Here is a 22,755-nt window from a genome sequence, read left to right on the forward strand (position 1 = left end):
GGGGTGAGCTGCTGGCCCACGACGTGGTAGGTGAGGATCTTCGTCAGCTGCGCCTTGTCGGCCAGGACCTTGTCCAGCGTCGCCTTCGGGATCTTCGCGAAGGCGTCGTTGGTGGGCGCGAACACGGTGATGTTCTGGGCGTTGTTGAGGGTGTCGACCAGGCCGGCCTTCTTGACCGCGGCGACCAGGGTGGACAGGGCCGGGTTGTTGGAGGCGGCGGTGGCGACCGGGTCCTTGGCCATGCCGTCGAAGGAGCCCGCACCGCTCTTCGGGACGCCCGAACAGGCCGTACCGAAGGGCTGGTCGGACGTCGTCGCGCCGGCACCGGCCATGTCGTCGGAGGAGGACGCGGGGGCCGACGCCTTGCTGGAGGTGTCGGACTTCGCGGAGTCGCTGCCGTTGTCGCCGCAGGCACTGAGGGCGAACGGGAGGACGGCCGCCGCGGCGAGGACGACGGCAGTACGGCGGATACGGGTGTCCATGACGGTTCTCCTGTTGCTCATGCGGCGAGTGCCGCATGCAGACGGGGATGAGAAAGATCGTTCGAGATCGGCTGGACCGACTGGAGGCAGTCGCGAATTCCGCGGGAATTCCGGAGAGTTCGCAGTTCCTTCTCGTCGTCGGTCACGTGGGGAATCCGGTCCCGAAGGCCTGCCGGATTGGCCGTTTGCTCGATCGGATGAATCTTTTTCCCGGACCAATCCGCGGCCGGACCTGCTACGGATATTGGGTCCCGGATTTTCCGGTTGCTCGAATTCTCAACCCGTCCGCTGTGCCGCCTGCAACGGATTACCCGTGAGAGTTGGAGGAGCTGATGCGCCATGGAGAGCTCTTACGTGAGCTTCGCTCCCGCCCCGGAGAACGGTCTGTGCTCCGTGCGGGGTGACGTGCGCGGACAACTGGTGCGATGGGGGCGCAGCGAACTGGCCGAGGACGCCGTGCTCGTTGTCAGCGAGCTGCTGGGCAACGCCTTCGGGCACGGCAGGGCGCCGGTGCGTCTGTCGCTCGCTCTGCACGGGCGGCCGGGTTGTCAGTCGCTGATGATCCAGGTCAGCGACATGAGCCCTGGCTTCGACATCAAGGCGATCCGGGCGAGGTGGATGCGTCCGTCCGCTGTTCTGAGCGGCGGCGGCCGTGGGCTTTTGCTGGTCGAGGCGCTCTCCCGCGCGTGGGGCGACCGGCATCACCGCCGGGGTCACACGGTCTGGGCCGATCTGCCGCGAGGCGTCGCTTGAGCGGACGTGGCCGCGCCCGACCGTGGGGCCGTGCCCGCTCAGGTGGGGAAGCGGGTCAGGGCGAGCGGTGCGGATGTGGGCTGCTGCGAACCATCCGAAGGTTCGACAGTGATGCCCATGCCCATGCCCGAGGCCGCGTCGACGGCACCTCGCTGGAGGATGGTCTGGTTGGCGCGGGCAGCGTTCGTCAGGCCGGCCAGGCGCATGGGGCCGTCCTCGTCGTACCAGAGTTGGTAGGTCTTCCCGACCGGTGCGCGGGCCATTCCGGAGACCATGAGCACCGCCTGGGTTCTGCTGCGGGAGATGACCGCGGTGCCGGTGGCTCCTTCGGGCAGCGTCATGGCCTGGGTCCGGGCGTCCGGTGCGGCGAGCACAGCGCTGATCTGTGCTGTTCCCTGTTCGGGCCGCGGTGGCGGACAGTTCGGCGGCCTCCTGGGTGCATGCCTCGCAGCTCGGGTCAGGATCCAGTTCATGGCGGTCCGGCGGTCGGGCCGGTAGCGCGGAGCGGTGCGCCGCACCTCCACCAGGACCTCCTGGGCCACCTCCTCCGACTGCGCGTGGTCGGAGGAGGACGCCACGGGCGACCCCAAGCACCGATGCCGAACACGGCGCGCCGTCCGCGCCCCCGGCTCGCGGCAACCGTGTCTTCGGCCTCCGCCGTACCGTGAGATCAGCCGGCCAGTGCCTGCCGAAGTGTGGGATAGCAGGCGATAACGGTGTCGATGCCGACGACTTGTATTACGCGCAGGACCTGCGGCTGGGGCCCGGCGATGCGCAGCCAGCCCTGAGCGTCTTGGACGGCTCGGTGAGCGGCGATGAGGGCGTTGACGCCACTTGAGTCCATGAAGGTCACGCGAGTGAAGTCGGCCACTGTGCGGGACGGCTCGGCGTCGGTCGGCGGACTCAGTACCTTCGCCACGTGGTCACGGACCGTGTGATCCAGTCGCCACTCAGGGCGATGACGCGGACGTCGCCGACCATGGACTGGCTGACCATCAGATCGCCGAGCCGGGTTGGCAGTGCGTCCGTCACCGTGTCCTCGCCTGCGCTCGCTGATGCGCTCGGGCCCGAGCACGTACAAGAATCCTGCCCAGGAAGCAGGGAAAGGGAGACTTGGACGGCCGACCAATTCCAGCCTGAGGAGCGTGTGCCCATCCGCAATGGGTAGCCGAGTGAACAAGCGGAACGAAGGGGACAAAAAGTGGAGTCTGTTGACGCAGATGACGGACAGAAGCCGCGCGCACGCTCCCTGTGGACCACTGTGCCGCTGAGTGGCGAAGGCACCTGCATTGCCCAGGCGCGCGAACTCGCGGCCGATTTCCTCACCAGCGCCCGCATGGATCACGGTGTGCCCGTCTCTGCCCGCGCGCTGGCCCTCACGCGACTCGTGGTCAGCGAACTGGTCACCAACGCCCACAAATACGCCCCCGGGCCCGCGCGGATGGATCTGCGCATCACGGATACCCAGGTGGAAGTGACCGTACGGGACAGCGCCCGTGTCCGACCGGGCGGTCGCTCCCTCGACCCGCACCGGGTCGGCCAGCACGGCTTGGAGATCGTCGTGGCCGTCGCCGAGCGATTTCACGTGGACCTTGAGCCGTCCGGCAAACGCGTAACCGCCTGGATCTCCCTGCTCGAGTCTCCGGCTGTTGGCCCCGATCACTCGGCCTCGGCGCGCCGCACCTGATGATGCGCGCTTCTGCCTGGCCCCCGTCCTTCAGTGGCCATGGAGTTCAACGGTCCCGCCGGTTCGCGGATGAATCCGGTGTCGACGTCGTTCGTCGTTGTGGATGTCAGCCCGAGCACGGTGTGCTTGAGGGCGAACTCATCTTTGTGCGCTTGGAGTTGCGCAGCCCCGGGCGCCCCCTCAAGACGGCAGCCTCAACCAAGTCGGCGAACCAAAACGATCACGGCTCTAGGCTGGCGGCATGACCCTCGACATTCCTGACCAGGTCCGCAAGACGGTCATAGCCGACGGGAACGAATCCTGGCTGGACGAGCTGCCAGGCCTGGTCGACTCGCTGGCCCAGGAGTGGTCTCTGATGATCGGGTTCAGCTTCGCAGGCGGTCACGCTGCCCTGGCCGTCGAGGTGACACTTGTTGACGGAACTCAGGCGGTCCTCAAGATCGGTGTGCCAGGTCGAGACATCCAGCAGGAGGCCACGGTGTTGCGCCTGGCGAACGGAGGGGGATGCGCCAAGCTGTTGTGCGAAGACGTGGGTCGACGAGCCCTTCTGCTGGAGCGCCTGGGGGCGCCGATGTCCGACATCGTCGTCGACCCTGCAAGCCGCCACACCTTGCTGTGCGAAGTGGCGGTTCGCCTGTGGCGTCCGATCGGTCCTGACATTGACCTTCCAACCGGCGCGAAGTTGGCTGAGCAGTACGTCGATCGGCTGCCAGAACTATGGGAACAGGCGGGGCGACCGTGTTCGCCGGCCACTGTGGCGGACGCGCTGAATTGCATGAATCGTCGTCGCCTTGCCCACGACGATCGGTCCGCGGTTCTCGTCCACGGTGATATCCACGAGATGAACGCCCTGCAGGCGAGTGACGGCAGCTACAAGCTCATCGATCCAGCCGGGCTGCGGGCCGAACCGGCGTGTGATCTCGGCACAATCCTGCGTTGCAACCCAGACCTCGGCGATGACCTCTGGGCGCGGACTGAGCAACTGGCCTCTCGCACGGGCGTGGATGCCACCGCCATCTGGGAATGGGGAACTGTCCACCGAGTCGTCAGTGGCGTCTATGCCTGCAGTATTGGCTTTCAGCCCTTTGGCGATCTGCTGCTGGCCGAAGCGGACCGCCTCACGCTGTAGTCACCTGTCGGCGGGCCAACCCGCACGCCTCGTCGGCCTCCGGGCGTGGAACGGGCGATGCACATGACCGGCGTGGAAGCAGGCGTCGTAGGCCAGGCGGCCATGTACGAAACTGCCAGAAGGATGGCGTTCGACCTGCGAAGTACCCGTTTTCATCCCCGAGATCTGGTCGCGGAGAGTGACGGATGCTGGCTGGAGTTCACCCCGTCCGGCACGAACCTGCGCGACGCATAGACGCCGGACACCCCCGCTCGCGCGGAGACGACGAACTGCGCGATTCGTTCCGGGCGTCGCCGTGTGTCTGATCCTCCATCGCTGTGTCCAACGTTTCGAACATTATTGAAATCTTTGCCGGTCGCGGACCGGTCACGCGAGTATCTGAAGGCGATACCAGAGTGACGTGTTCATGCCGGGGCGGGTGGCCGACCGGGAGACGACAAAGGAGGCAATGGTGACCGTATTCCGGCGAACTCCCGGCGCAAGAAGCCGCTTTGTCGTGCTCGGCGTCGCGTGCGTGACCTTGGTCTTGGCAGGGGGCATTCTTACGTTTGCTGTTTCCCCGTCGAACTCCTCCACTGCTGCGGTCGGAAGAGAGCCGCGTGAGCCGTCGCGGCAGGAGTTGAGTCTTCTGCATGAAGCCGGCCAGATTTTGCTGCGTGACTGCATGCAGCGGAAGGGCTTCGAATACCGGCCGGTCAAAGAGAACCCGGTTCCAGAGGCTCGGGACTTTCCTTACGTGCTCAACGATGTGGCATGGGCCAAAGAGCACGGTTACGGCACGGATATACAGCACGATCTGTCCGAGCTGAGGAAAACAGATGTCAATCAGCGGTATTTTCGTGGGCTCCCGGCCAAACGGCAGGCAGCGGCTCTGACCGCAGCCAACGGTTCTCGTCCCCTGACGGTGACGGCCAAGACCCCCGACGGCATGCAGTACCAACGCAGCCCCAAGGGCTGCCAGTCGGAGGCCGATGCGACGCTCTACGGCAACCTGGAGAAATGGTTCCAGGCGAAAGTCACCGCCGACGCGGTCACGGAGATCCGGCATGCAAGAGTCACCGAGGATCCGCGGTTCGCCGAGGCGGTCAAGCCTTGGTCCGCGTGCATGCGGGCAGCCGGCCATCCGTATACGAGTCCGGCCGACCTGCGAACGGCGACCGGCTCGCGCAGGCCTCCCCTTTCCAGGAGCGAGGAAATCGCACTTGCCGTCACCGAGGCGCGGTGCGCCCGCACGTCAGGGTTGGCCAAGGCTGCACAGGATTTGGACCGGCGCTATGCCCGCAGCCTTGCCCGGCAATACAGGGACGTGCGTACCTACCGGGAAATGCAACTGAACGCACTCTCCCGTGCCCGCCAGCTCACACGGAAGGCCGGCACATCCTCCTGAACCCGAAATCCGCAACGAGAGGAAAGAACATGGGCAAAGTGCGCACAACACTGATCGGCGCGGCTCTCGCCGTTGTGACGGTGGCAGCCACTCCGCTGGCCGCTCAGGCATCGGAACCCGTTCCCGTGCCTGCAAAGAGCCAGCTCGCCGACGGTTATCTCCACGTCTACTACAACACCGGCTATTCGGGATGGTGCGACGACTGGTCGGGAGAAGCTCCGGACTGGGGCAGTTGCCGCAACCAAGTGAGCTCGCTCTGGAACAACGGTTACCCCGGCAGCCTGGACGACATCTGGGTGTACTGGGGCCTGAACTACACAGGTGCACGCCGGGGCGTCTACAACGGCGTAGGGCTCAGCGACCTACGCCAGTGGACCTTCGACGCGAACACGGGCCCCGGTTCAGGGGAGTGGCTCAACGACAACATCTCCTCGCATCGATGGACGAACCTGCCCTGAGGCATCCAGAGCTCAACGAGATCGTCGCGCGGGAGGACTGAGCGCCGCCTAGTTCGCTTCGACAAGGCCCGAACAGCAGGCGGCGAACTGCCCGTGCGTGTGGAGAGTTGCTCTTTGAGGGCTGAGCAGGTTGGCGGGGCTGCGGGTGCGGGCCCACCCGCAGACTCGCATCGTCTCGGTCACTCAGTCCTCGAAGAGCTTCTGCAGCGCTTTGGGATCACCGTGCCAATCGATGAACGTGCGGACGGTGGCAGGACCCCACTGTGAGGGTGGCGGTGTCGCAACATACCGCCGCTCTGCGTGACTCCGGGTTGATGGTCCCGTCGTCGATCTGCGGCCCGAACCGGGACTGGAGCGTGCTCAGTGTCGTCGCGGCGCGTGCGGCCGTACGGTTCGGCGCGTGCGAGTGGCCCGGCAATCCTCCAGCTATGCCTCCCAGGTGTCCGCCTTCGGCGCTGCGGTCCTCGACGGCGGTCCGATCCTCACCTAGGCCGGGGACGCCGTCGTGACCATGGGCGTCATCGACGACATTTGCCGCACGGCCGGACTGCCACCGCGCGGTGAGTCCGGCCTGTGACCGCGCTCTTCCCTCGGACGAACCGCACAGCTTGCTCGCGGTGTCTTCCTGACAGATGTCAGGAAGACACCGCGAGGCAGCCCGCATACGTTCTCCCAAGTTCCTCGTTGTTCATGGCTCGTCAGGAGGGGAAAGGCATGTCCACATTGAAGCGCTACACATCTCTCGCGGCTGCGGCCGTGGCCGTGTTGTCCATGGGCTTGGCGGGACCGGCATCCGCGCAGCCGACCCACACCCAGGGAGCCTTCGCCGAACAGGCCCGCACCGCCGGCCTCGGCCGAGGCGATGCCGAAGCTCTCCAGACGAAGGTGGACCGCTACCTCGCTCGTCACGACGGGCGGCAGGTCGCGGCGAACGAGATCGCCCTGGCCGACGGTGCCGTCCTGACAGTCACCGTTCCCGGCGAGAAGTACGTGCGTGAGTTGAACACGTCGGCCAAGAGCCGTGCCGCGGCGCAGTGGGACTGCGACCAGGACTACTTCTGCATGTACCGCCAGGAGTTGGGCATGGGCGACCGACTTTCCCTCTACTTCTGCCAGGACTACGCGCTACAAGACTGGACCGGCCGGGGCTCGTACTACAACCTCCAGACCCGTGGCACCCAGGCCCTGATGAAGGACCAGAACCGTACGGTCATCGACATCACGCCTGCCGCTCCCTTCGGCCACGCGAGCTACGACTGGACCCCCGTCTGGTACGTCCGTCCCTGCTGACATCACCCAGTGGCCTTCACGTCGACGGTCGACGTGAAGGCGTCGACGCACGCACGACAAAGCCGCCCCGCTCCCGCGCAGTGATGGCGATTCGTGAAAAAACGGCTCTGGCCGCAGTTCCGTGATCGACCAGCTGACGAGTCCTTGATCAGTCGAAGGCCGCGACGAGTCGAACGGCGTCATCACCGAAACGATCCGCCAGAGCTTTCATAACGGCAAACACGTGTGGCCAGTGGGACCTGGGGCCCAGGATGGAACCAGCCGTCAACGACTCGTACCGGCAAAGCAGGTCTCCGCTGTTCCACTCGACGTAATGGTCGCCTCCTTCCAGTTCCTGTGGGGGTGGACCCACCGCAGCAACCAACTCCGGGGACCAATCAGCCGGAACAAGTTGCTGATGCAGCATCGAGGGCTTCGCCAGGGATGACCATGTGAGCCGGCCGATGTAGTGCTCCGGAGCAGTTGCTGGATCCAGTCCCGCGATCTCGGCCCAGCTGACCCAGGTAGCCCCAGCCAGGTGGCCGTCTGCCACCCAAGGCTGAAGGCGCTCGCGCAGCCCACTGGACAAGTCGTCGGGCAAACCACGATCCGCGGCCAGGGGCGGGTAGCCCGCGTAGTTGCGCACGCCGAAGAGGCATCCGAAGGATGCGTAGTCGGTCTCGTCGTACAAGGGCCAGAGATCCATTGCGCCGACCCACGGCTCGCCCTCGTAGTAGTCCGTGCCGACGCCGGGATGGCGGAACTCGATACCGCCGTGGATGTCCGTACTCACGGCGCCTGACGGTACAACCGCTCGCAGCCAGAGTCCTCTGCTTTAAGAGATCACGCTTGCCGGCCGATCAGGATGCGGATTCGGAGAAGTTCGAAGGACGTCCGCGCGTAGATGGCTCTCTTGAGTGTTTTAACCCGGTTCACGTGTACCTCGACTACACCGGAACTCCACGGGAGGGTGAGGCCTGCGGTGACGGCGTCGAGATCCGACACGCCGTTGGGGCGGCTCTCGCGGGCGGAGGCCGGCAGCTCGTCGAGGTTCGGTGTCGCGGAAGCGGCGTACGGTCTTGCGGTCCAGGTCCAGGTCCAGGTCCAGGGCTAGGTCCAGGTCCAGGTTCAGGCGACCCGCGATGGCATTGATCGTCCAGATGCAGACCCGGCTGGTGTCGAAGAAGAACGACCTGAAGAGCGGCGCCCGCATCAGGGCGCGAGGGCGCGCAGCAGCATCGGTAGTGAGTGGTGCAACTCCCGTTCTCCGTAGGCCGGATGGTGGGTACCGGTGTGGAAATGGCTGGTCACCGGAGCGCCGATCTCGCGCAGCCGGGTGTCCAGGGATCGGGTCAGCTCGTGGATGACGGCTTCCGCCGGGTCGTAAGCGCTGTCCGGCGGATCGAGCGGTCCCGGGGTGCCGTCCCCGGTCGAGAGGTAGACCGGCGTGTGCCCCAGGCGTTCGGCCAGGTGGTGCGGGTCGTGCGCCTGCCAGACGGCACGCTGGGCGACCCGGTCTCCCCACAGGGCGTCCAGGTCGCCGCCGTACGCCTCCTCCATCTGCGGCCACACCTCGCGCATCCGCGGGTGGAGGAGATGGACGGGACCGCTGTAGCTCGCGGCCGCGCGGAACATGCCGGGGCGCCGGGCCGCGTAGGACACCGCGCCGAAGCCGCCCATCGACAGCCCGGCCGCCGCTCGGCGGCTCCCGGCTCCGTAGCCCCCTTCCAACAGCGGGCGCAGTTCGTCCAGATGGAAGGTCTCCCAGGCCGGCGGGCCACCGGCGCCGTGGTTCCACCAGTTGCTGTAGAAGCCGATCCGGCCTCCCTCGGGCATCACCACCAGGACATTCCGGAGCTGAGGCAGCTCCTCGACGTCGGACTCGCGGGTCCAGGTCTTGTACGTCTCCGGTTCGAAGCCGCCGTGCAGGAGGTACAGGACGGGCCACCGGTCGCCGGGCCGTCGCTTCTGCCAGCCGTCCGGGGTCAGCAGCCGGACCTTCGCGGCGCGGCCCAGGGCCGGTGAGTCGACCGTGAGGTCGACGAGACGTCCACTCACCCGTTCCTCGGCGGTGACCCGGACACCGTGCGGCGCGGGTGGAACCGTGTCGGCCTCCGCGCGGGAGACACCGGTCGGCAGCAGGAGGCCGCCGACGACCAGGGCGAGAAGCAGCCGTAAGCGGCCAGGACTCCACGGCATGGTCAATCCCCTTTCATGAGAGGGCTGTTGTGTCATGCGTCCCGCCTGTTCAACGTCACGGAGGCGAGCACGAGCAGGGCCGCCGTGCAGCCGGCGACCAGCAGCAGGGACGGCCAGGCGCCGAGGCTGCCGGCGGTCTTTGCGGTCGCGTCCGAGGTCTGTGTGAGCTTCTGCAGGGCGGCCGTCGGGGAGGCACCCGCGACCCAGCGCCGGGCGTCACCGAAGAGCGGCCCGAGGAGGGAGGGCAGGAGCAGCACGCCGATCACGGTGGCGACCGCGCCCGCGGAGTGCCGTAGGAGGGTGCCGACCGCCAGGCCGAGCAGCGCGGCCACGGCGAAGGACGCGGCGATCCCGAACAGGGCGGGCCACGGCTCCCCTTGGGCGTACCGGCCGTCCGCGAGCATCGCGTCGCCGGTGAGGTGGGCGAGCGTGCAGGAGGGCAGGGCGAGGCCGTACGTCCCTCCCGCGGCCAGGGTCGCCTTCGCGGCCAGCACGGTGGTGCGGCGCGGGGTGGCGGCGAAGGTGGTGCGCAGACCGCCGCTGCCGTACTCGCCGGTGATCAGCAGGGCGCCCAGCACGGCGGCCAGGATCTGGGCCACGACGGTGAGGCTGAGGCTGCCGCCGAGCACCGTGTCGTCGGGTCGCAGACTGCCGGTCGCCGCGACGAACGCCGCGCCCGCCACCGGGACGACGGCTACCGCGCACGCCGTCCACACCAGGGAACGCACGCCGCGGAACTTGATCCACTCGTGGGCGAGGGCCTGCGGGAACCCGGCCCGCACATCCATGAAGGCGGTCGTCATCGCACAGCCTCCTGAGGTGTGCTGTATTCGGCGGACTCGTGGGAGAGGGCTGTGTAGACCTCTTCCAACGAGGAGTGCGCGGGCGTGAGTTCATGGACGGCGATGCCGTGGTCGCGGGCCAGGTCGCCGATAGCGGCGGCGTCGAGACCGTCCACCCGCCAGCCGCCCCGCGCGTCCAGCCGTACGGCCGCGCCCCTGGCCTGCATCAGCTCCCGCAGACTCTCCGGCTCCGGGGAGCGGACGAGCGTATGGGCGCGGGAGTTGGTCTCGATGAAGTCGCGCACGCTGGTGTCGGCCAGCAGTCTGCCCCGGCCGATCACGATCACATGGTCGGCGGTCAGCTCCAGTTCGCTCATCAGATGGCTGGAGAGGAAGACCGTACGGCCTTGTGCGGCAAGGGACTTCAGGAGCGTGCGGATCCAGCGGACGCCCTCGGTGTCCAGGCCGTTGACCGGCTCGTCGAGGATCAGCACCTCGGGGTCACCGAGCAGGGCGGCGGCGATGCCGAGCCGCTGGCTCATGCCGAGCGAGAAACCCTTCACCCGTCGGCCCGCCGCCTCGGTCAGGCCGGTCAGGTCGAGGACGTCGGCGACCCGGTGGCGCGGGAGGCGGTTGCTCGAGGCCAGGCCGGTCAGGTACGAGCGTGCGGTACGGCCGCCGTGCACGCCTCGGGCGTCGAGCAGGGAGCCGACCGTGCGCAGGGGTGCGGGCAGTTCGGCGTACCGCCTGCCGCCGACCTTGACCGTGCCCGAAGTGGGGGTGTCCAGGCCGAGGACCAGGCGCATGGTGGTCGATTTGCCGGCGCCGTTGGGTCCGAGGAAGCCGGTGACCCGGCCGGGCCGGACGGTGAAGGTCAGCCGGTCGACGGCCGTCCGGCCGCCGTGGCGTTTCGTGAGGTCATGTGCGTCGATCATGCCGACGACGGTAGGAAGCGGGGCCGATTCGGGCATCCGCCGAGGGGAGTCCGCGGCTACTCCCGCGGGAGTAGCGTCATCGCTCGCCTGCCCTGACCAGCCCGGTCTCGTACGCGAGCACCACCAGCTGCGCCCGGTCCCGCGCTCCCAGCTTGGTCATCGCCCGGCTCACGTGGGTCTTCGCGGTCAGCGGGCTCATGACCAGTTCGCGGCCGATCTCCTCGTTGCTCAGCCCGGCCGCGACCAGCGCCATGACCTCCCGCTCCCGCTCGGTGAGCACGGCAAGGCGCTCGGCACCCGTCGCCTCGGGGGCCTTCAGCCGGGCGAACTCCTCCACGACCGCGCGGGTGACGGCCGGGGCGAGGAGACTCTGCCCGGCCGCCACCGTACGGATCGCCTCCCGCAGTTCGTCCGGCTCGATGTCCTTCAGCAGAAAGCCCGCCGCACCGTGCCGCAGCGCCTCGAAGACGTACGCGTCGACCTGGTACGTGGTGAGCACGACCACACGTACGCCGTCCAGCGCGGCGTCGGCGGCGATGCGCCGGGTGGCCTCGATGCCGTCGACGCCGGGCATGCGGATGTCCATCAGGACGACATCGGGCCGGGTCATCCGCACCACCTCGACGGCCTGCGCTCCGTCGGCCGCCTCCGCGACCACGACCAGGTCGTCGGTCAGGTCCAACAGGGCGCGAAAGCCCGCCCGTACGACGGTCTGGTCGTCCGCGAGCACTACGCGCACGGTCACGGTCGCTCCACTCCACGGTCCTCGCCGGCCGGGAGTTCGGCCCGGACCCGGAAGCCCCCGGCGGGCAGCGGCCCGTAGTCGATCGTGCCCCCGGCCGCCGTGGCCCGCTCCCGCATCCCGACCAGCCCGAAGCCACCGGCCGCGGGCGCCCCGGACAGCGGTCCGTCATCGACGACCTCCACCGCCAGCAGGCCGTCCCTCCGGACGACGGAGACCGCCGCGTGCCGGGCGCCGGAGTGCTTGACGATGTTGGTGAGCCCCTCCTGCACGATCCGGTACGCGGTCAGCCCGACCACCGGTGACAGCCCCTCGGGGGTCCCCTCCTGCCGGAGTGTGATCTCGACGCCGCCGCCCGCGAACCGATCGACCAGGGAGGGGAGTTGACCGATCCCCGGTGCCGGCTCGACCGGCTCGTCCTCCGGCTCCCGCAGCACGGTCACCGTGGCCCGCAGTTCCCGTACCGCTTCCTTGCCCGCCTCCCGCACGTGCCGCATCGCTCGTCGCGCGACCTCCGGCCGCACGTCGAACGCGTCCAGGGCCACACCCGCCTGCACGGTCATCGCCGTCACCGTGTGCGCAACGACGTCGTGCAGCTCGCGGGCCATCCGCACCCGCTCCTCGCCGACCCGGCGCATCGCCTCCCGCTCCCGGTCCGCCTCGGTGCGCGCGGCCCGGGCGGCGTACTCGGTGAGCAACTGCCGCCGTGTGCGCACCACTTCGCCCAGCAGCAGAGGCACCAGCGGCCACAGCATCTCCAGCACCGGCAAGCCCTGCGGGTTCACCACGTCCTTGCCGACCCGCAGGGCGACCACACCCGACGTGAGGGAGGCGACGAGCCCGGTCCACAGGGTCCGCCGCCGGTCGCCCTGGACCGCGACCGTGTACAGCGCGACGATCACCGGCAGGTTCAGCAGCTCCCCGATGTGCCCGTACAGCGCCCAGCCCGCACACGCCGCCCCCGTCACCACCGCGACCGGCACCGGCCACCGCCGCCGCCACACCAGCGCCACCAGCGAGATGGCCAGCAGCAGCCAGGTGAACCGGTCCGCCTGCCGGTACGGCGGCTCGTTCACCGCCGCGTCCGACCCGGTGAACATCCCGACCACCGCCACCACCAGCAGATCCACGGCACCCGGCGGCAACGCCCGCAGCCGGGCGGACACACGGTCGAAGGTCGTCACCTCCCCACCGTAGGAGCGGGAATGCCCGCGCGCATACGCCGACGGGAGTACCGGCCGGATTCAGGTCGCACAGCACGGTGTTGAGCCGCTCGTCCGCAAGCCCTCATCGTCTGTGCAGGTCAGCACGCCGATGTAGGCGGCGCCGAGGTCGAGAGCCACATCCGGCCCAGGCCGGGGACGCCGAGGCGGGCGGCCAGTGCCCAGACCTCATGTGGTCCTGCTCCGGGGTGGGGCATCCACCTCGTCGTCACGCTCGACGGGCGGAGGCCCGCGTTCAGTCCCTCACGAGCGCCCTGGCTCTCTCCGTATGTGAGACCGACCTCTCCGTCGCGCTCGTGCGCGTAATCGTGCACGAGCGCGCATCCTGGACACCGTAGAGGATCTCCGGAGGACGGGCCTTCGGGTGTGGACCTCCCGGTGGGAAAGGATCTTTCGATGGGTCAGCAGGACGCGCAGGACTCGCAGGACGAGCGGTTCGATGTCGTCGTACTCGGCGCGGGTCCTGGCGGATACGTCGCCGCCGTTCGTGCCGCCCAGCTCGGCAAGCGGGTCGCGGTGGTCGAGGAGAAGTACTGGGGCGGTGTCTGTCTGAACGTGGGCTGCATCCCGACCAAGGCGCTGTTGCGCAACGCCGAGTTGGCGCACATCTTCACCCGCGAGGCGAAGACCTTCGGGATCAAGGTCGAGGGGGAGGTCTCCTTCGACTACGGGGAGGCGTTCCGCCGTAGTCGCAGGGTCGCGGACGGCCGGGTCAAGGGCGTCCACTACCTGATGAAGAAGAACAAGATCACGGAGATCGACGGTCGCGGCACCTTCCTCGACCCGCACACGCTCCAGGTGGCGGGCTACGACGGCGAGACCCGCACGATCGGGTTCGAGCACTGCATCATCGCCACCGGCGCCACGCCCAGGCTGCTGCCCGGCACCAAGCGCAGCGCGCGCGTGGTGACGTACGAGGAGCTGATCCTCGCCGAGGAGCTCCCGCAGTCGATCGTGATCGCGGGCGCCGGCGCCATCGGCATCGAGTTCGCCTACGTCCTGCACAACTACGGCGTGAAGGTCACGATCGTCGAGTTCCTGGACCGGGTCGCGCCCCTGGAGGACGTCGAGGTCTCCGCCGAACTCGCCAAGCAGTACCGCAAGTTGGGCATCGACGTGCTCACCTCCACCCGCGTCGAGTCGATCGACGAGTCGGGACCGCAGGTCCGCGTCACGGTCACCGGCAAGGACGGCGCCCAGCAGGTCCTGGAGGCCGACAAGGTGCTCCAGGCGATCGGGTTCGCGCCCAACGTCACCGGTTTCGGCCTGGAGAACACGGGCGTGGCGGTGACCGAACGCGGCGCGATCGACGTCGACGGGCGGTGCCGTACGTCCGTGCCGCACCTGTACGCCATCGGTGATGTCACCGCGAAGCTGATGCTCGCGCACGCCGCCGAGGCGATGGGTGTGATCGCCGCCGAGACCCTCGCGGACGCGGAGACGATGGAGCTGGACTACGCGATGATCCCGCGCGCCACCTACTGCCAGCCCCAGATCGCCAGCTTCGGCTACACCGAGGCGCAGGCACGGGAGTTGGGCCATGACGTCAAGGTGGCGAAGTTCCCGTTCACCGCGAACGGCAAGTCGCACGGCCTCGGTGACACCACCGGGTTCGTGAAGCTGATCAGCGACGCGAAGTACGGCGAACTCCTCGGCGGCCACCTCATCGGCCCCGACGTCACCGAACTCCTCCCCGAACTCACCCTCGCCCAGCAGTGGGACCTCACCGTCCACGAGGTCGCCCGCAATGTGCACGCCCACCCGACCCTGGGCGAGGCGGTGAAGGAAGCGGTGCACGGGCTCGCCGGACACATGATCAACATGTGACGTGCCGCCACAGGGCGAAACCGGCCGCGCCCCCTTCCCCGGTCATCCCGTCGGCGAGGGGGAGGGCGTCGCGGCCGGTCCCGTCGGTACCCCGTCCGTCGCCAGCCCCGGGGGCACCGTGAGAGTGACCAGGGGTGCGCCCGGCTGCGGCACCGGTGGTGTCACCTGTGCGGCGGGGAGCTTGGGCGGGGCGGTCTCCTGGAAGTTGACCTGGTTGAAGTTGACCAGGCCGGTCTTCTCCATCTGGGTGATGTGGTCCAGGACCACGTTGTTGGCCTGGTCGGCGAGCGCGCGCACCAAGGTGTTCTCGGTGGTGGAGCGGATCTTGGCGATGACGTTGAAGATCGAACCGTGGGTCATCCGCAGGGTGTTGGCGAAGTCGGAGTCGAACTGCTTGCCCTTGTCCGAGCGGAAGTTGGCCAGGAAGCCCTGCTGTTGCGGCGTGGGCTGATCGGGGAGGGTGATGTTCAGTTCGGGCGCGATCGTGCGGCAGCTGGCGTCGAGCGCGGCATGACCGACGACCAGGTGCCGGCCGGCCTCGCGTACGGCCGGGGTCGTGCCCTTCTGCATGGCCAGGGATCCGGAGGGGCTCTCCCAGAGACCGGCGGAGCGCACGAAGACCACGAAGTTGCGGTCGGCCTCGGTGAGCGGGCCCCACTGCGTGTTGGCGATGATCCGGGCCTGGTTGGAGGCCGTGGTCTGGATGCCGAGCATGCTGGGGTAGGCGAGGGCGGCCAGCGTGGTGGCGAGCGCCCCGCCGACGGCGAGGGATCCGAGCGTGCTGCGCGAGAGGGGCATGGGGCCTCCGGATACGGGCGGTGCGGCTGCCCGGTCGTACGCGGAGTGCAGGGAAAGGAGACCCTTGCGCGAGGTAAAGATTGCTTGACGCGGGACGGGGTCCGAGTGCCGGGGGAGATCATCCACCGGTCAGCCGGTCAGCCGGTCAGCCGGTGCGGCCAGTTCGGTGCGGTCGGTGCGGTCGGCGCGCCGCATGCGTCGCTCCTCGGTCACTCGCTCTCCTCCCGCCCTGAATCTCCGATTCCATTTCAGGGAGAGTCGAAAAGCTCGCGGCCCGCTCCGCGATCGGGGAAAACTGTCACTGCTCCCAACGGGGGGAGTCACACATGGCACGACCGAGGGAGCCCACGTGAGCCGAGTACGTACTTCGCACACCCACGAGGCCGACGGTCCGACTCGTCCGAGACGCCACCGGTAGGCGCGGCCGCCTCCGCAGCCGGAACAGAGAAACCGCAACGGAGAGAACTGCCGTCACCGATGAAGTTCCACGAGGCGCGCATCCCATAGGCGAGCATTTTCCGGGCCAGTACCCGGCCCGTCCGCATGCCCGCGCCTCGCATCCCCGGAACGCTCCGGCGACATCGCCGCGCGGATCTGCTGCTGCCCGCATCCCCATGAAGCCGCCCCGGCAGCAGCACTCCACAGCCCGGTAACCACCCCTGGGCCCCTGAGCCCGGAAAGGGCTGATTCCTCGCGCGGTCCATCGCCCTTCATCGCGTGGCACTTGGCACCGATCCAGGCGAGCGACCCGGCCTTCTCTCGGCTTTCGCCGAACGCCGGGCTGCCTCCGTACCAGCGATCAAGGAGTACGAGTGGAGAACGTCATGGAGTCCGTCCTGTACGAGGGGCGTGACCTGACGCGTATGCACGAGGTATTGACCGCCCAATTCACCCCGCACCAAATGAGACTGCTCGGGAAAGCGACCGGGCCGGCCCGCTTCCGGATGAGCAACTCGGAAGGCGACATGGCCCTTTACACCCTGGGCCATGGGGCCGACGTGTCGATACGTACCGTCGCGCGGCAGGGGCAGTACCTGATCCACCTTCCCCGGGCCGGTCGCCACAGTCTGGCCGTCGACGGCGAGCCCGTGGCCGCCGCGCAGGATGTCGTCAGCCCGGGACAGCGGCTGGAGATCCGTCGCTCCCACGACACCGACATGCGGATCCTGCGGATCCCTCGACCGGTTGTCGACAAGGCGATCGAGCTGCGCGGCATCTCCGTCGACCAGAGCGTCCCGGTCCGGTTCGCACCGGCCATCGACGTCCGATGTCCGGGCTCACAGGGCTGGTTACGGGCACTGCACGCCTTCGCGGAGGCGATGAAGAGCGGGCTCCTCGCCTGCTCTCCCCTCGGTACGCGGCACTTCGAACAACTGCTGGTGCACGGACTGTTGGACAGCCAGCCCAGCAACATCAGCGAATCCCTGCGGCGTTCGTCCCGGCACGCCGCACTGCCGAGCGCACTGCGCCGGGCGATGACGTACTGCGAGGAGCACGCCGGTGAACCGCTGTCCACCGCCGACATGGCACTCGCCGCGCGGCTGAGCCTCCCGGCGCTGAGAGCCGCCTTCCGCGCCCACCTCGGCACCACCCCGCTGACGTACCTGCGCAGGGTCAGGCTCGACAGCGCCCACCGGGACCTCCTCGCGATCGCCGAGGGCCGGGACGACGGCACGGTCACCGACGTGGCGCTGCGCTGGGGATTCGTCCATCTCGGACGCTTCGCCGCGTTCTACAAGGCCACTTACGGCACCGCGCCGTCAAAGACGGCCGGCCTTCGTGGCTATCCGGAAACCGCTCGGATCCGATCATCCTGTGGATAGTTCGCCAACTGCCGTACGCCTAGCGTTTCTTTCACAGGAACACGCAACACAACCGAGAGGAGACACCATGCGCACTCTTACCGCTGTGGCCGACAAGCTGCTCAGCCACATCGTTCCGAGTCAGGCGGCGCACGCCACGTCGTCCGGCGCCAATGGCTGCTGGATCGAGCAGAGGGTCTGCAACCCGCACTGCGCCTTCTGGTACTGGAAGGAAGACCTCTACTGGAAGTGCAGCGACGGCACGTCGTTCTGGTCGCAGACGGGCTGCACGGACTCGGACAACTGCTGAGCCGTGCCGGAAAGCGGCACAGTGACGTGACATGAACGAAGCGTCGCGCCCCGGTGATAGCGGGGCGCGACGCAGTCATCCAGAGGTGAACCCTCCATGGTCCATGTTCTCATCTCCTGCCGTGTCTTCATCACCCTTGTATTCGTCATCTCCGTGGCGGGAAAGCTCAAAGGCCGGCACGCGTTTCTCGGATTCACCGACTCCGTAAGGGCGTTGGCCCCGCGCCTGCCCGCCGGGCCCACAGCCGTGGCGGTGATTGCGACGGAGGCGGTGATCGTCGTTCTCCTCGCGCTGCCGACGGCATCCCTCGCCGGATTCGCCCTCGCCACCGCCCTGTTGAGTGCCTTCACCATGGCCATCGGTACGACGGTGCGGCGCGGTGAGCAGGTCGCGTGCCGCTGCTTCGGCACGGCCTCCTCGGCTCCCGTGGGCCCCGCGCATCTGGTCAGGAACGCGTTCCTGCTGGCCGGTTCGCTGACCGGCGTGCTCGCCGCGCTGACGTCGAGCGGGGACGCCGACGGAGTCGCGGGCGTGACCACCTCGCTCGTGTTCGGCGCCGCGGCGGCCGGCGTGACGCTGCTCACCGACGACATCTCCCGGCTGCTTCGTCCGCTCAGCCAAGAAGGGTAAGAACCATGCCGTACGTCATCGCACTGACCGCCTTGTTCGGGGCACTCTGCGCGTTGAACATCGCGCTCACCGCGGGAGTTCTGCGGCGGCTGCGCGAGATCGAGGAGCGGACCAAGTACAGCGGCCTTGACCTGACCCCGGGCACCCCCGACGTGATGCTGGCGGTGGGTGAGCAGGTGGGGACGTTCACCACCGTCACCACCAAGGGCGAGCACCTGTCCGACGACTTCCTGACGGACGGGCACACCGTGGTCGGCGTCTTCGCCCACGGCTGCGGCAAGTGCGACGAGCGGCTGCCGGAGTTCGTCTCGTTCGTCCGTGACCGCGGGATCCCCCGCGAGCGGGCACTCGCCCTGATGGTGGGGACGCCCGAGCAGGTCGAGTCGAAGCGTGCGCTCGCCGAACCCGTGGCCACCGTGGTCATCGAGGAACTGGACGGCCCGGTGTCCTTGGCGCTGGCCGCACGGGTGTACCCGGCGCTCGCGGTGATCGGCCCGGACAGGACGGTCCGGGCCGCGGGTTCACTGATCGGGAACGTGTCGTCCTTGGTGGACGCGTGACGACAGCGCAGGCCATCCTCAAGGCGCTGAGGCTGACCTGGCGTGCCTCGCGCGGGGGAACCTGCGTCCTCGCGCTGCTCACCCTGGCGAGCGCCGTCACCCCCGTGGCCGCCGCGTGGCTGACCAAGTCGCTGCTCGACGACCTCACCCACGGCGGCGGCGCACAGCGCGGCCATGTCGTCCTCCTGGCGGTGGGCCTGGCTATCGCGGGACTGTTCACCGGCTGCCTGCCACAGGTGCTCATGTACGCCAACAAGGAGTTCGAGCGTGCCGTGGGCCTGCTGGCACAGCAGCAGCTCTACGAGGCGACGGGCCGGCTCGTGGGACTGGCCCGGTTCGAGGACCCGGAGTTCGTGGACCGTCTGCGGCTCGCGCAGCAGCACGGCGGCGCCACTCCCGGCGTACTGGTGGGCACGATGCTGTCCGTGGTGCGCGCGGTGGCCATGGCCGGCGGCTTCCTGGGTTCCCTGGTGCTGCTCGCCTGGTGGCTGCCTGTGGTCGTCGTCCTGTCCGTCGTGCCGGTGCTGGCCTCGGAGATGTGGCTCGCCAGGCGCAGGGTGAACGCCTACTGGCAGATCGGTCCGACGGAGCGGCGCGAGATCTTCTACCGGGAACTGCTGACGAACCTTCAGGCGGCCAAGGAGATAAGGCTGTTCGACATCGGCGGACCGCTCGCCGCACGGATGACCCGCGAGAAGCTCAAGGCCAACTCGGTCCGGGCGAAGCTCGACCGGCAGGAGCTGACGGCTCAGACCCTGTCCGGTCTCGTCACCGCGAGCGGGGCGGGCGCGGCCGTCATCTGGGCGGTGCTCGCGGCGCTGAGCGGGCGGATCTCCCTGGGTGACGTGTCGCTGATGATCGCGTCCGTGGCCGGAGTCCAGTCCGCGGGCGCCGGCCTCATGCGGGACATCGCCAAGTCCCATCAGCAACTGCTCATGTTCCGCCACTACTTGTCCGTCGTCGACGGTGAGACGGACCTTCCCGTGCCGCAGAAACCCTTGCCGGTACCCGAGTTGTCCTCGGGCATCGAGTTCCGGGACGTGTGGTTCCGTTACTCGCCGGACCATCCCTGGGCGCTGCGGGGCGTCAGTTTCCGCGTCGGCCAAGGCCGTTCACTCGGACTGGTCGGACGCAACGGCGCGGGCAAGAGCACGATCGTGAAGCTGCTGTGCCGTATGTACGACCCGGAGCGGGGCGCGGTCCTGTGGGACGGCGTGGACCTGCGGGACATGAACCCGGCGGAGCTGCGGCGCCGGATCGGCGCGGTGTTCCAGGACTACATGACGTACGACCTGAGCGCCTACGAGAACATCGCGCTGGGCGATCTCCCGAACGCGTCGATCGAGCGGGTGGTCGAGGCGGCGCAGCGGTCGGGCGCGGACGCCTTCGTCCGTGAACTCCCGCGCGGATACGACACCTTGCTGTCCCGGATCTTCTTCCAGGGCGACGAGGAGGACGGCGACAGCGACCGGGGCGTGACGCTGTCGGGCGGGCAGTGGCAGCGGCTGGCCATCGCACGGGCGTATCTGCGCGGGCGTCAGGATCTGCTGATCCTGGACGAACCCAGCTCCGGCCTGGACGCCGAGACCGAGGCCAGGATCCATCGCGAGCTGCGCGAATACCGCGGAAGCCGTACGAGCGTGCTGATCTCTCACCGACTGGGCTCGGTACGGGAGGCGGACGAACTGCTGGTCGTCGACGCCGGCGAGGTGGCCGAGCACGGGACGCACGACGAACTGATCGCGCACGGAGGGCTGTACGCGGGGATGTTCGCGGCGCAGGCCGAGGGCTACCGGTCCGAGACTGTCGGGCCGCGGGACCGGTCCGAGACCGTCGGGCCGGGGGAGAGTGTTCCGGGACAGCCCGTGGAGGCGAGAACGTGACCTGGCTCCTCGTCGCCGCGGCGGTGACCGTGCTGTTCCTCGCCGCCACTCGGACGGTCCTGGCCCGGGTCCGCCGGACCGTCGTCCTGGTCCTGGTGCACGGTCGGAGCATGAGCCCGGCCTATCTGCCGGGCGACTGGGTGGTGGGCCGGCGCGTGGCGGCGAAGGACCTGTGCCGTGGCGACGTGGTGATCGTGGACATGCCGCCGACCGGGCAGGCGCCCGACGGCAGGACGATGGTGGGCCGACTGACGATCAAGCGGATCGCGGCCCTGCCGGGCGATGCCCTGCCCGCGGGCGTGCCGAGCAGGGGGCCGGGCGGGGCGGTGCCCGCCGACCATGTGGTCGTCCTGGGTGACAACCAGGCCCTGAGCACGGACTCCCGGCATCACGGCCCCGTGCCGTCGGCGTGGGTCGTCGGCAGGGCGGTGCGCAAGGCGAGCCTGCCCGGGATGAGGACGGTTCAGCCTCGGGACACACCTCTCACGGACCGTTCCGGCGCCGGAAGCGAGTCTGCCGCGCCACCGGAGCGACCGCCGGGGTGACCGGTCCCCTCACGGTCAACTGGTCACCGTAGAAGGCGCGTTCGCGGGAACCGGTGAGGACCGTGCTACGGCGACGTGGGCGCCTGTGGGGAGCGGAGTACGAGGAGGGTGATCTCGCTGGGGGCGAAGACGCGGAAGGGCGGGCCCCAGAAGCCGGTGCCGCGGCTGGTGTAGAGGAGGGTGCGGGCGCCGTGCCGGCTGAGGCCGGCGAGGGCGGGCTGGTCGATGCGGACCAGGTGGTGGAAGGGCCAGATCTGGCCGCCGTGGGTGTGGCCGGAGAGCTGGAGGTCGATGCCGGCGGCCGCCGCCTTGTCCACGAACTTGGGCTGGTGCGCCAGGAGCAGGACGGGCAGGTCGGGGTCGGCGCCGTCGAGGGCTCCGTCGAGGTGGGCGCGGTGGCCCGGCAGGCCGGAGGACTCGGCGGTGACGTCGTCCACGCCGGCCACCACGAGGGTGTCGCCGCCGCGTTCGAGCAGCACATGGCGGTTGCGCAGCGGCTCCCAGCCCAGCTCGTCCATCAGGTCGACCCAGCCCTGGGCCTCGCTGTAGTACTCGTGGTTGCCGGTGACGTAGACCCGGGCCTCGGTGGCCCGCACGGTACCGAGCGGGACGGCCTGGGCACGGCGGCGTTCTGCCGTACCGTCCGCGATGTCGCCGGTGTGGCAGACCACGTCGGCTTCCAGGGTGTTCACCGTCTCGCACACCCGCGCCGACCAGCGGGCACGGTCGAGCGGGCCGTAGTGGGTGTCGGTGATGAGGGCGACCCGGATGCCGTCCAACCCGGCGCCCAGCCGGGGGAGTTGGACGTCGAGGCGGCGCACGCGCGGCACGCGGCGGGCTTCGGCGTAGCCCCAGGCCAGGAGGACGGCGGTGGTGCCGAGGACGGCCCAGGCGACGATCCGGGCCCGGTCCTGGCTCTCGCCGACGCCGGCCAAGGTCAGGGCGAGCCGCAGCAGGACACCGAGCAGTACGGACCAGGTGAACAGCACCCAGCTGGCGCCCAGCATGCTGTCACCGACGATCGCCGCCCAGTCCTGCTGGCGGCGGCCGTGGCCGCGCCCCATCGCGAGCGGCATACCGACGAGGCCGAGGACGAACAGAGCGGTGCCGGCGAGCGTGACGGGCAGCGGCCAGTGCTGGCCGGTGTACAGGAGCACCCAGCAGGGCACGGCCCACAGCAGCACGGGCGCGATCAGCGGGAGGTAGCGCATCAGGCGCAGCAGCGGGCTCCGCCGTGGAGCCTGCGCCTCGCTGTCGGCGGGTCGAGTGTCGCTGGTGTCGGTCACGCTTCACCTCTCTGACCAGGCTGCCCTCCCGCGAACTGTATCCGGTCGCCCTCGGGCCGGTCGGAGGG

The 22,755-nt window shown here is 68.8% G+C and carries 25 protein-coding genes; 14 read left to right on the plus strand and 11 right to left on the minus strand.

Annotated features, from left to right (window positions below):
- The coding region (locus tag ACWD5F_RS22880; protein ID WP_451256786.1) for a fasciclin domain-containing protein at positions 1–482 on the minus strand (482 nt) is incomplete at its 3' end.
- Positions 483–821: 339 nt separating this feature from the next.
- On the opposite strand from ACWD5F_RS22880, the gene ACWD5F_RS22885 reads away from it, so the two are divergent.
- Positions 822–1,235 (plus strand): ATP-binding protein, encoded by a 414-nt coding sequence (locus tag ACWD5F_RS22885; RefSeq protein WP_451256788.1) that lies wholly within the window; start codon positions 822–824, stop codon positions 1,233–1,235.
- A gap of 38 nt (positions 1,236–1,273) precedes the next feature.
- Here the strand turns inward: ACWD5F_RS22885 and ACWD5F_RS22890 are convergent, their stop codons facing one another.
- Both ACWD5F_RS22890 and ACWD5F_RS22895 read right to left on the minus strand, forming a co-directional pair.
- Positions 1,274–1,813, minus strand: coding sequence for an anti-sigma factor (locus tag ACWD5F_RS22890; protein ID WP_451256790.1), 540 nt, complete (start codon positions 1,811–1,813; stop codon positions 1,274–1,276).
- 92 nt (positions 1,814–1,905) lie between these two features.
- The gene (locus ACWD5F_RS22895; protein WP_451256792.1) at positions 1,906–2,154 is read right to left on the minus strand and encodes an STAS domain-containing protein; all 249 of its coding nucleotides are present in this window, start codon (positions 2,152–2,154) and stop codon (positions 1,906–1,908) included.
- Between the two features lie 282 nt (positions 2,155–2,436).
- Here ACWD5F_RS22895 and ACWD5F_RS22900 point away from each other — a divergent pair, with 282 nt between their 5' ends.
- From ACWD5F_RS22900 to ACWD5F_RS22920, 5 genes are all read left to right on the plus strand, one after another.
- The gene (locus tag ACWD5F_RS22900; RefSeq protein ID WP_451256794.1) at positions 2,437–2,922 is read left to right on the plus strand and encodes an ATP-binding protein; all 486 of its coding nucleotides are present in this window, start codon (positions 2,437–2,439) and stop codon (positions 2,920–2,922) included.
- A gap of 241 nt (positions 2,923–3,163) precedes the next feature.
- Positions 3,164–4,051 carry an aminoglycoside phosphotransferase family protein gene (locus ACWD5F_RS22905; RefSeq protein WP_451256796.1) on the plus strand — a complete coding sequence of 296 codons (888 nt, stop codon included), beginning with the start codon at positions 3,164–3,166 and terminating at the stop codon, positions 4,049–4,051.
- Between the two features lie 448 nt (positions 4,052–4,499).
- On the plus strand, positions 4,500–5,438 hold the full coding sequence (locus ACWD5F_RS22910) for a hypothetical protein (RefSeq protein ID WP_451256798.1): 939 nt from the start codon (positions 4,500–4,502) through the stop codon (positions 5,436–5,438).
- Positions 5,439–5,476: 38 nt separating this feature from the next.
- Positions 5,477–5,896, plus strand: a complete 420-nt coding sequence (locus tag ACWD5F_RS22915) for a hypothetical protein (RefSeq protein ID WP_451256799.1) — start codon at positions 5,477–5,479, stop codon at positions 5,894–5,896.
- Positions 5,897–6,610: 714 nt separating this feature from the next.
- Positions 6,611–7,186, plus strand: a complete 576-nt coding sequence (locus ACWD5F_RS22920; RefSeq protein ID WP_451256800.1) for a hypothetical protein — start codon at positions 6,611–6,613, stop codon at positions 7,184–7,186.
- Positions 7,187–7,334: 148 nt separating this feature from the next.
- Here ACWD5F_RS22920 and ACWD5F_RS22925 read toward each other — a convergent pair whose 3' ends face one another.
- The gene (locus tag ACWD5F_RS22925; protein ID WP_451256802.1) at positions 7,335–7,958 is read right to left on the minus strand and encodes a hypothetical protein; all 624 of its coding nucleotides are present in this window, start codon (positions 7,956–7,958) and stop codon (positions 7,335–7,337) included.
- 189 nt (positions 7,959–8,147) lie between these two features.
- Here ACWD5F_RS22925 and ACWD5F_RS22930 point away from each other — a divergent pair, with 189 nt between their 5' ends.
- Positions 8,148–8,279, plus strand: a complete 132-nt coding sequence (locus ACWD5F_RS22930; protein WP_451257588.1) for a hypothetical protein — start codon at positions 8,148–8,150, stop codon at positions 8,277–8,279.
- A 98-nt stretch (positions 8,280–8,377) separates the two neighbouring features.
- On the opposite strand, the gene ACWD5F_RS22935 is transcribed toward ACWD5F_RS22930, so the two are convergent.
- The 5 genes from ACWD5F_RS22935 to ACWD5F_RS22955 all read right to left on the minus strand — a co-directional run bounded on the left by ACWD5F_RS22935 (position 8,378) and on the right by ACWD5F_RS22955 (position 13,007).
- Positions 8,378–9,364, minus strand: a complete 987-nt coding sequence (locus ACWD5F_RS22935) for an alpha/beta hydrolase (RefSeq protein ID WP_451256804.1) — start codon at positions 9,362–9,364, stop codon at positions 8,378–8,380.
- Positions 9,365–9,396: 32 nt separating this feature from the next.
- Entirely contained in the window at positions 9,397–10,167 is a 771-nt protein-coding gene (locus tag ACWD5F_RS22940; RefSeq protein ID WP_451256806.1) for an ABC transporter permease, read from the minus strand.
- The gene (locus tag ACWD5F_RS22945) at positions 10,164–11,081 is read right to left on the minus strand and encodes an ABC transporter ATP-binding protein (RefSeq protein ID WP_451256808.1); all 918 of its coding nucleotides are present in this window, start codon (positions 11,079–11,081) and stop codon (positions 10,164–10,166) included. The genes ACWD5F_RS22940 and ACWD5F_RS22945 overlap by 4 nt, the downstream gene beginning before the upstream one ends.
- A gap of 76 nt (positions 11,082–11,157) precedes the next feature.
- The gene (locus ACWD5F_RS22950; RefSeq protein ID WP_451256810.1) at positions 11,158–11,826 is read right to left on the minus strand and encodes a response regulator; all 669 of its coding nucleotides are present in this window, start codon (positions 11,824–11,826) and stop codon (positions 11,158–11,160) included.
- A complete protein-coding gene (locus tag ACWD5F_RS22955) occupies positions 11,823–13,007 on the minus strand; it encodes a sensor histidine kinase (protein ID WP_451256812.1) in 1,185 nt (394 codons plus the stop codon). Before ACWD5F_RS22955 ends, ACWD5F_RS22950 begins: the two co-directional genes overlap by 4 nt.
- A 435-nt stretch (positions 13,008–13,442) precedes the next feature.
- Between ACWD5F_RS22955 and lpdA the strand changes: the two genes are divergently transcribed.
- A complete protein-coding gene (gene lpdA, locus ACWD5F_RS22960) occupies positions 13,443–14,873 on the plus strand; it encodes a dihydrolipoyl dehydrogenase (RefSeq protein ID WP_451256814.1) in 1,431 nt (476 codons plus the stop codon).
- 42 nt (positions 14,874–14,915) lie between these two features.
- Here the strand turns inward: lpdA and ACWD5F_RS22965 are convergent, their stop codons facing one another.
- The gene (locus ACWD5F_RS22965) at positions 14,916–15,671 is read right to left on the minus strand and encodes a DUF4142 domain-containing protein (protein WP_451256816.1); all 756 of its coding nucleotides are present in this window, start codon (positions 15,669–15,671) and stop codon (positions 14,916–14,918) included.
- An 812-nt stretch (positions 15,672–16,483) separates the two neighbouring features.
- On the opposite strand from ACWD5F_RS22965, the gene ACWD5F_RS22970 reads away from it, so the two are divergent.
- The 6 genes from ACWD5F_RS22970 (at position 16,484) to ACWD5F_RS22995 (ending at position 21,401) form a co-directional block, all read left to right on the plus strand.
- Entirely contained in the window at positions 16,484–17,494 is a 1,011-nt protein-coding gene (locus ACWD5F_RS22970; RefSeq protein WP_451256818.1) for an AraC family transcriptional regulator, read from the plus strand.
- Positions 17,495–17,561: 67 nt separating this feature from the next.
- A complete protein-coding gene (locus ACWD5F_RS22975; RefSeq protein WP_451256820.1) occupies positions 17,562–17,783 on the plus strand; it encodes a hypothetical protein in 222 nt (73 codons plus the stop codon).
- A gap of 96 nt (positions 17,784–17,879) precedes the next feature.
- Complete coding sequence (locus tag ACWD5F_RS22980) at positions 17,880–18,413, plus strand: MauE/DoxX family redox-associated membrane protein (protein WP_451256822.1); 534 nt, start codon at positions 17,880–17,882, stop codon at positions 18,411–18,413.
- A 5-nt stretch (positions 18,414–18,418) separates the two neighbouring features.
- Positions 18,419–18,973, plus strand: coding sequence for a TlpA family protein disulfide reductase (locus ACWD5F_RS22985; protein WP_451256824.1), 555 nt, complete (start codon positions 18,419–18,421; stop codon positions 18,971–18,973).
- Complete coding sequence (locus tag ACWD5F_RS22990; RefSeq protein WP_451256826.1) at positions 18,970–20,856, plus strand: ABC transporter ATP-binding protein; 1,887 nt, start codon at positions 18,970–18,972, stop codon at positions 20,854–20,856. The genes ACWD5F_RS22985 and ACWD5F_RS22990 overlap by 4 nt, the downstream gene beginning before the upstream one ends.
- Entirely contained in the window at positions 20,853–21,401 is a 549-nt protein-coding gene (locus ACWD5F_RS22995; protein ID WP_451256828.1) for a S26 family signal peptidase, read from the plus strand. Before ACWD5F_RS22990 ends, ACWD5F_RS22995 begins: the two co-directional genes overlap by 4 nt.
- Positions 21,402–21,466: 65 nt before the next feature.
- Here ACWD5F_RS22995 and ACWD5F_RS23000 read toward each other — a convergent pair whose 3' ends face one another.
- Positions 21,467–22,687 (minus strand): metallophosphoesterase, encoded by a 1,221-nt coding sequence (locus ACWD5F_RS23000; protein WP_451256830.1) that lies wholly within the window; start codon positions 22,685–22,687, stop codon positions 21,467–21,469.
- Positions 22,688–22,755: the final 68 nt, after the last annotated feature.

Source organism: Streptomyces sp. NPDC002499 (genome assembly GCF_053595415.1).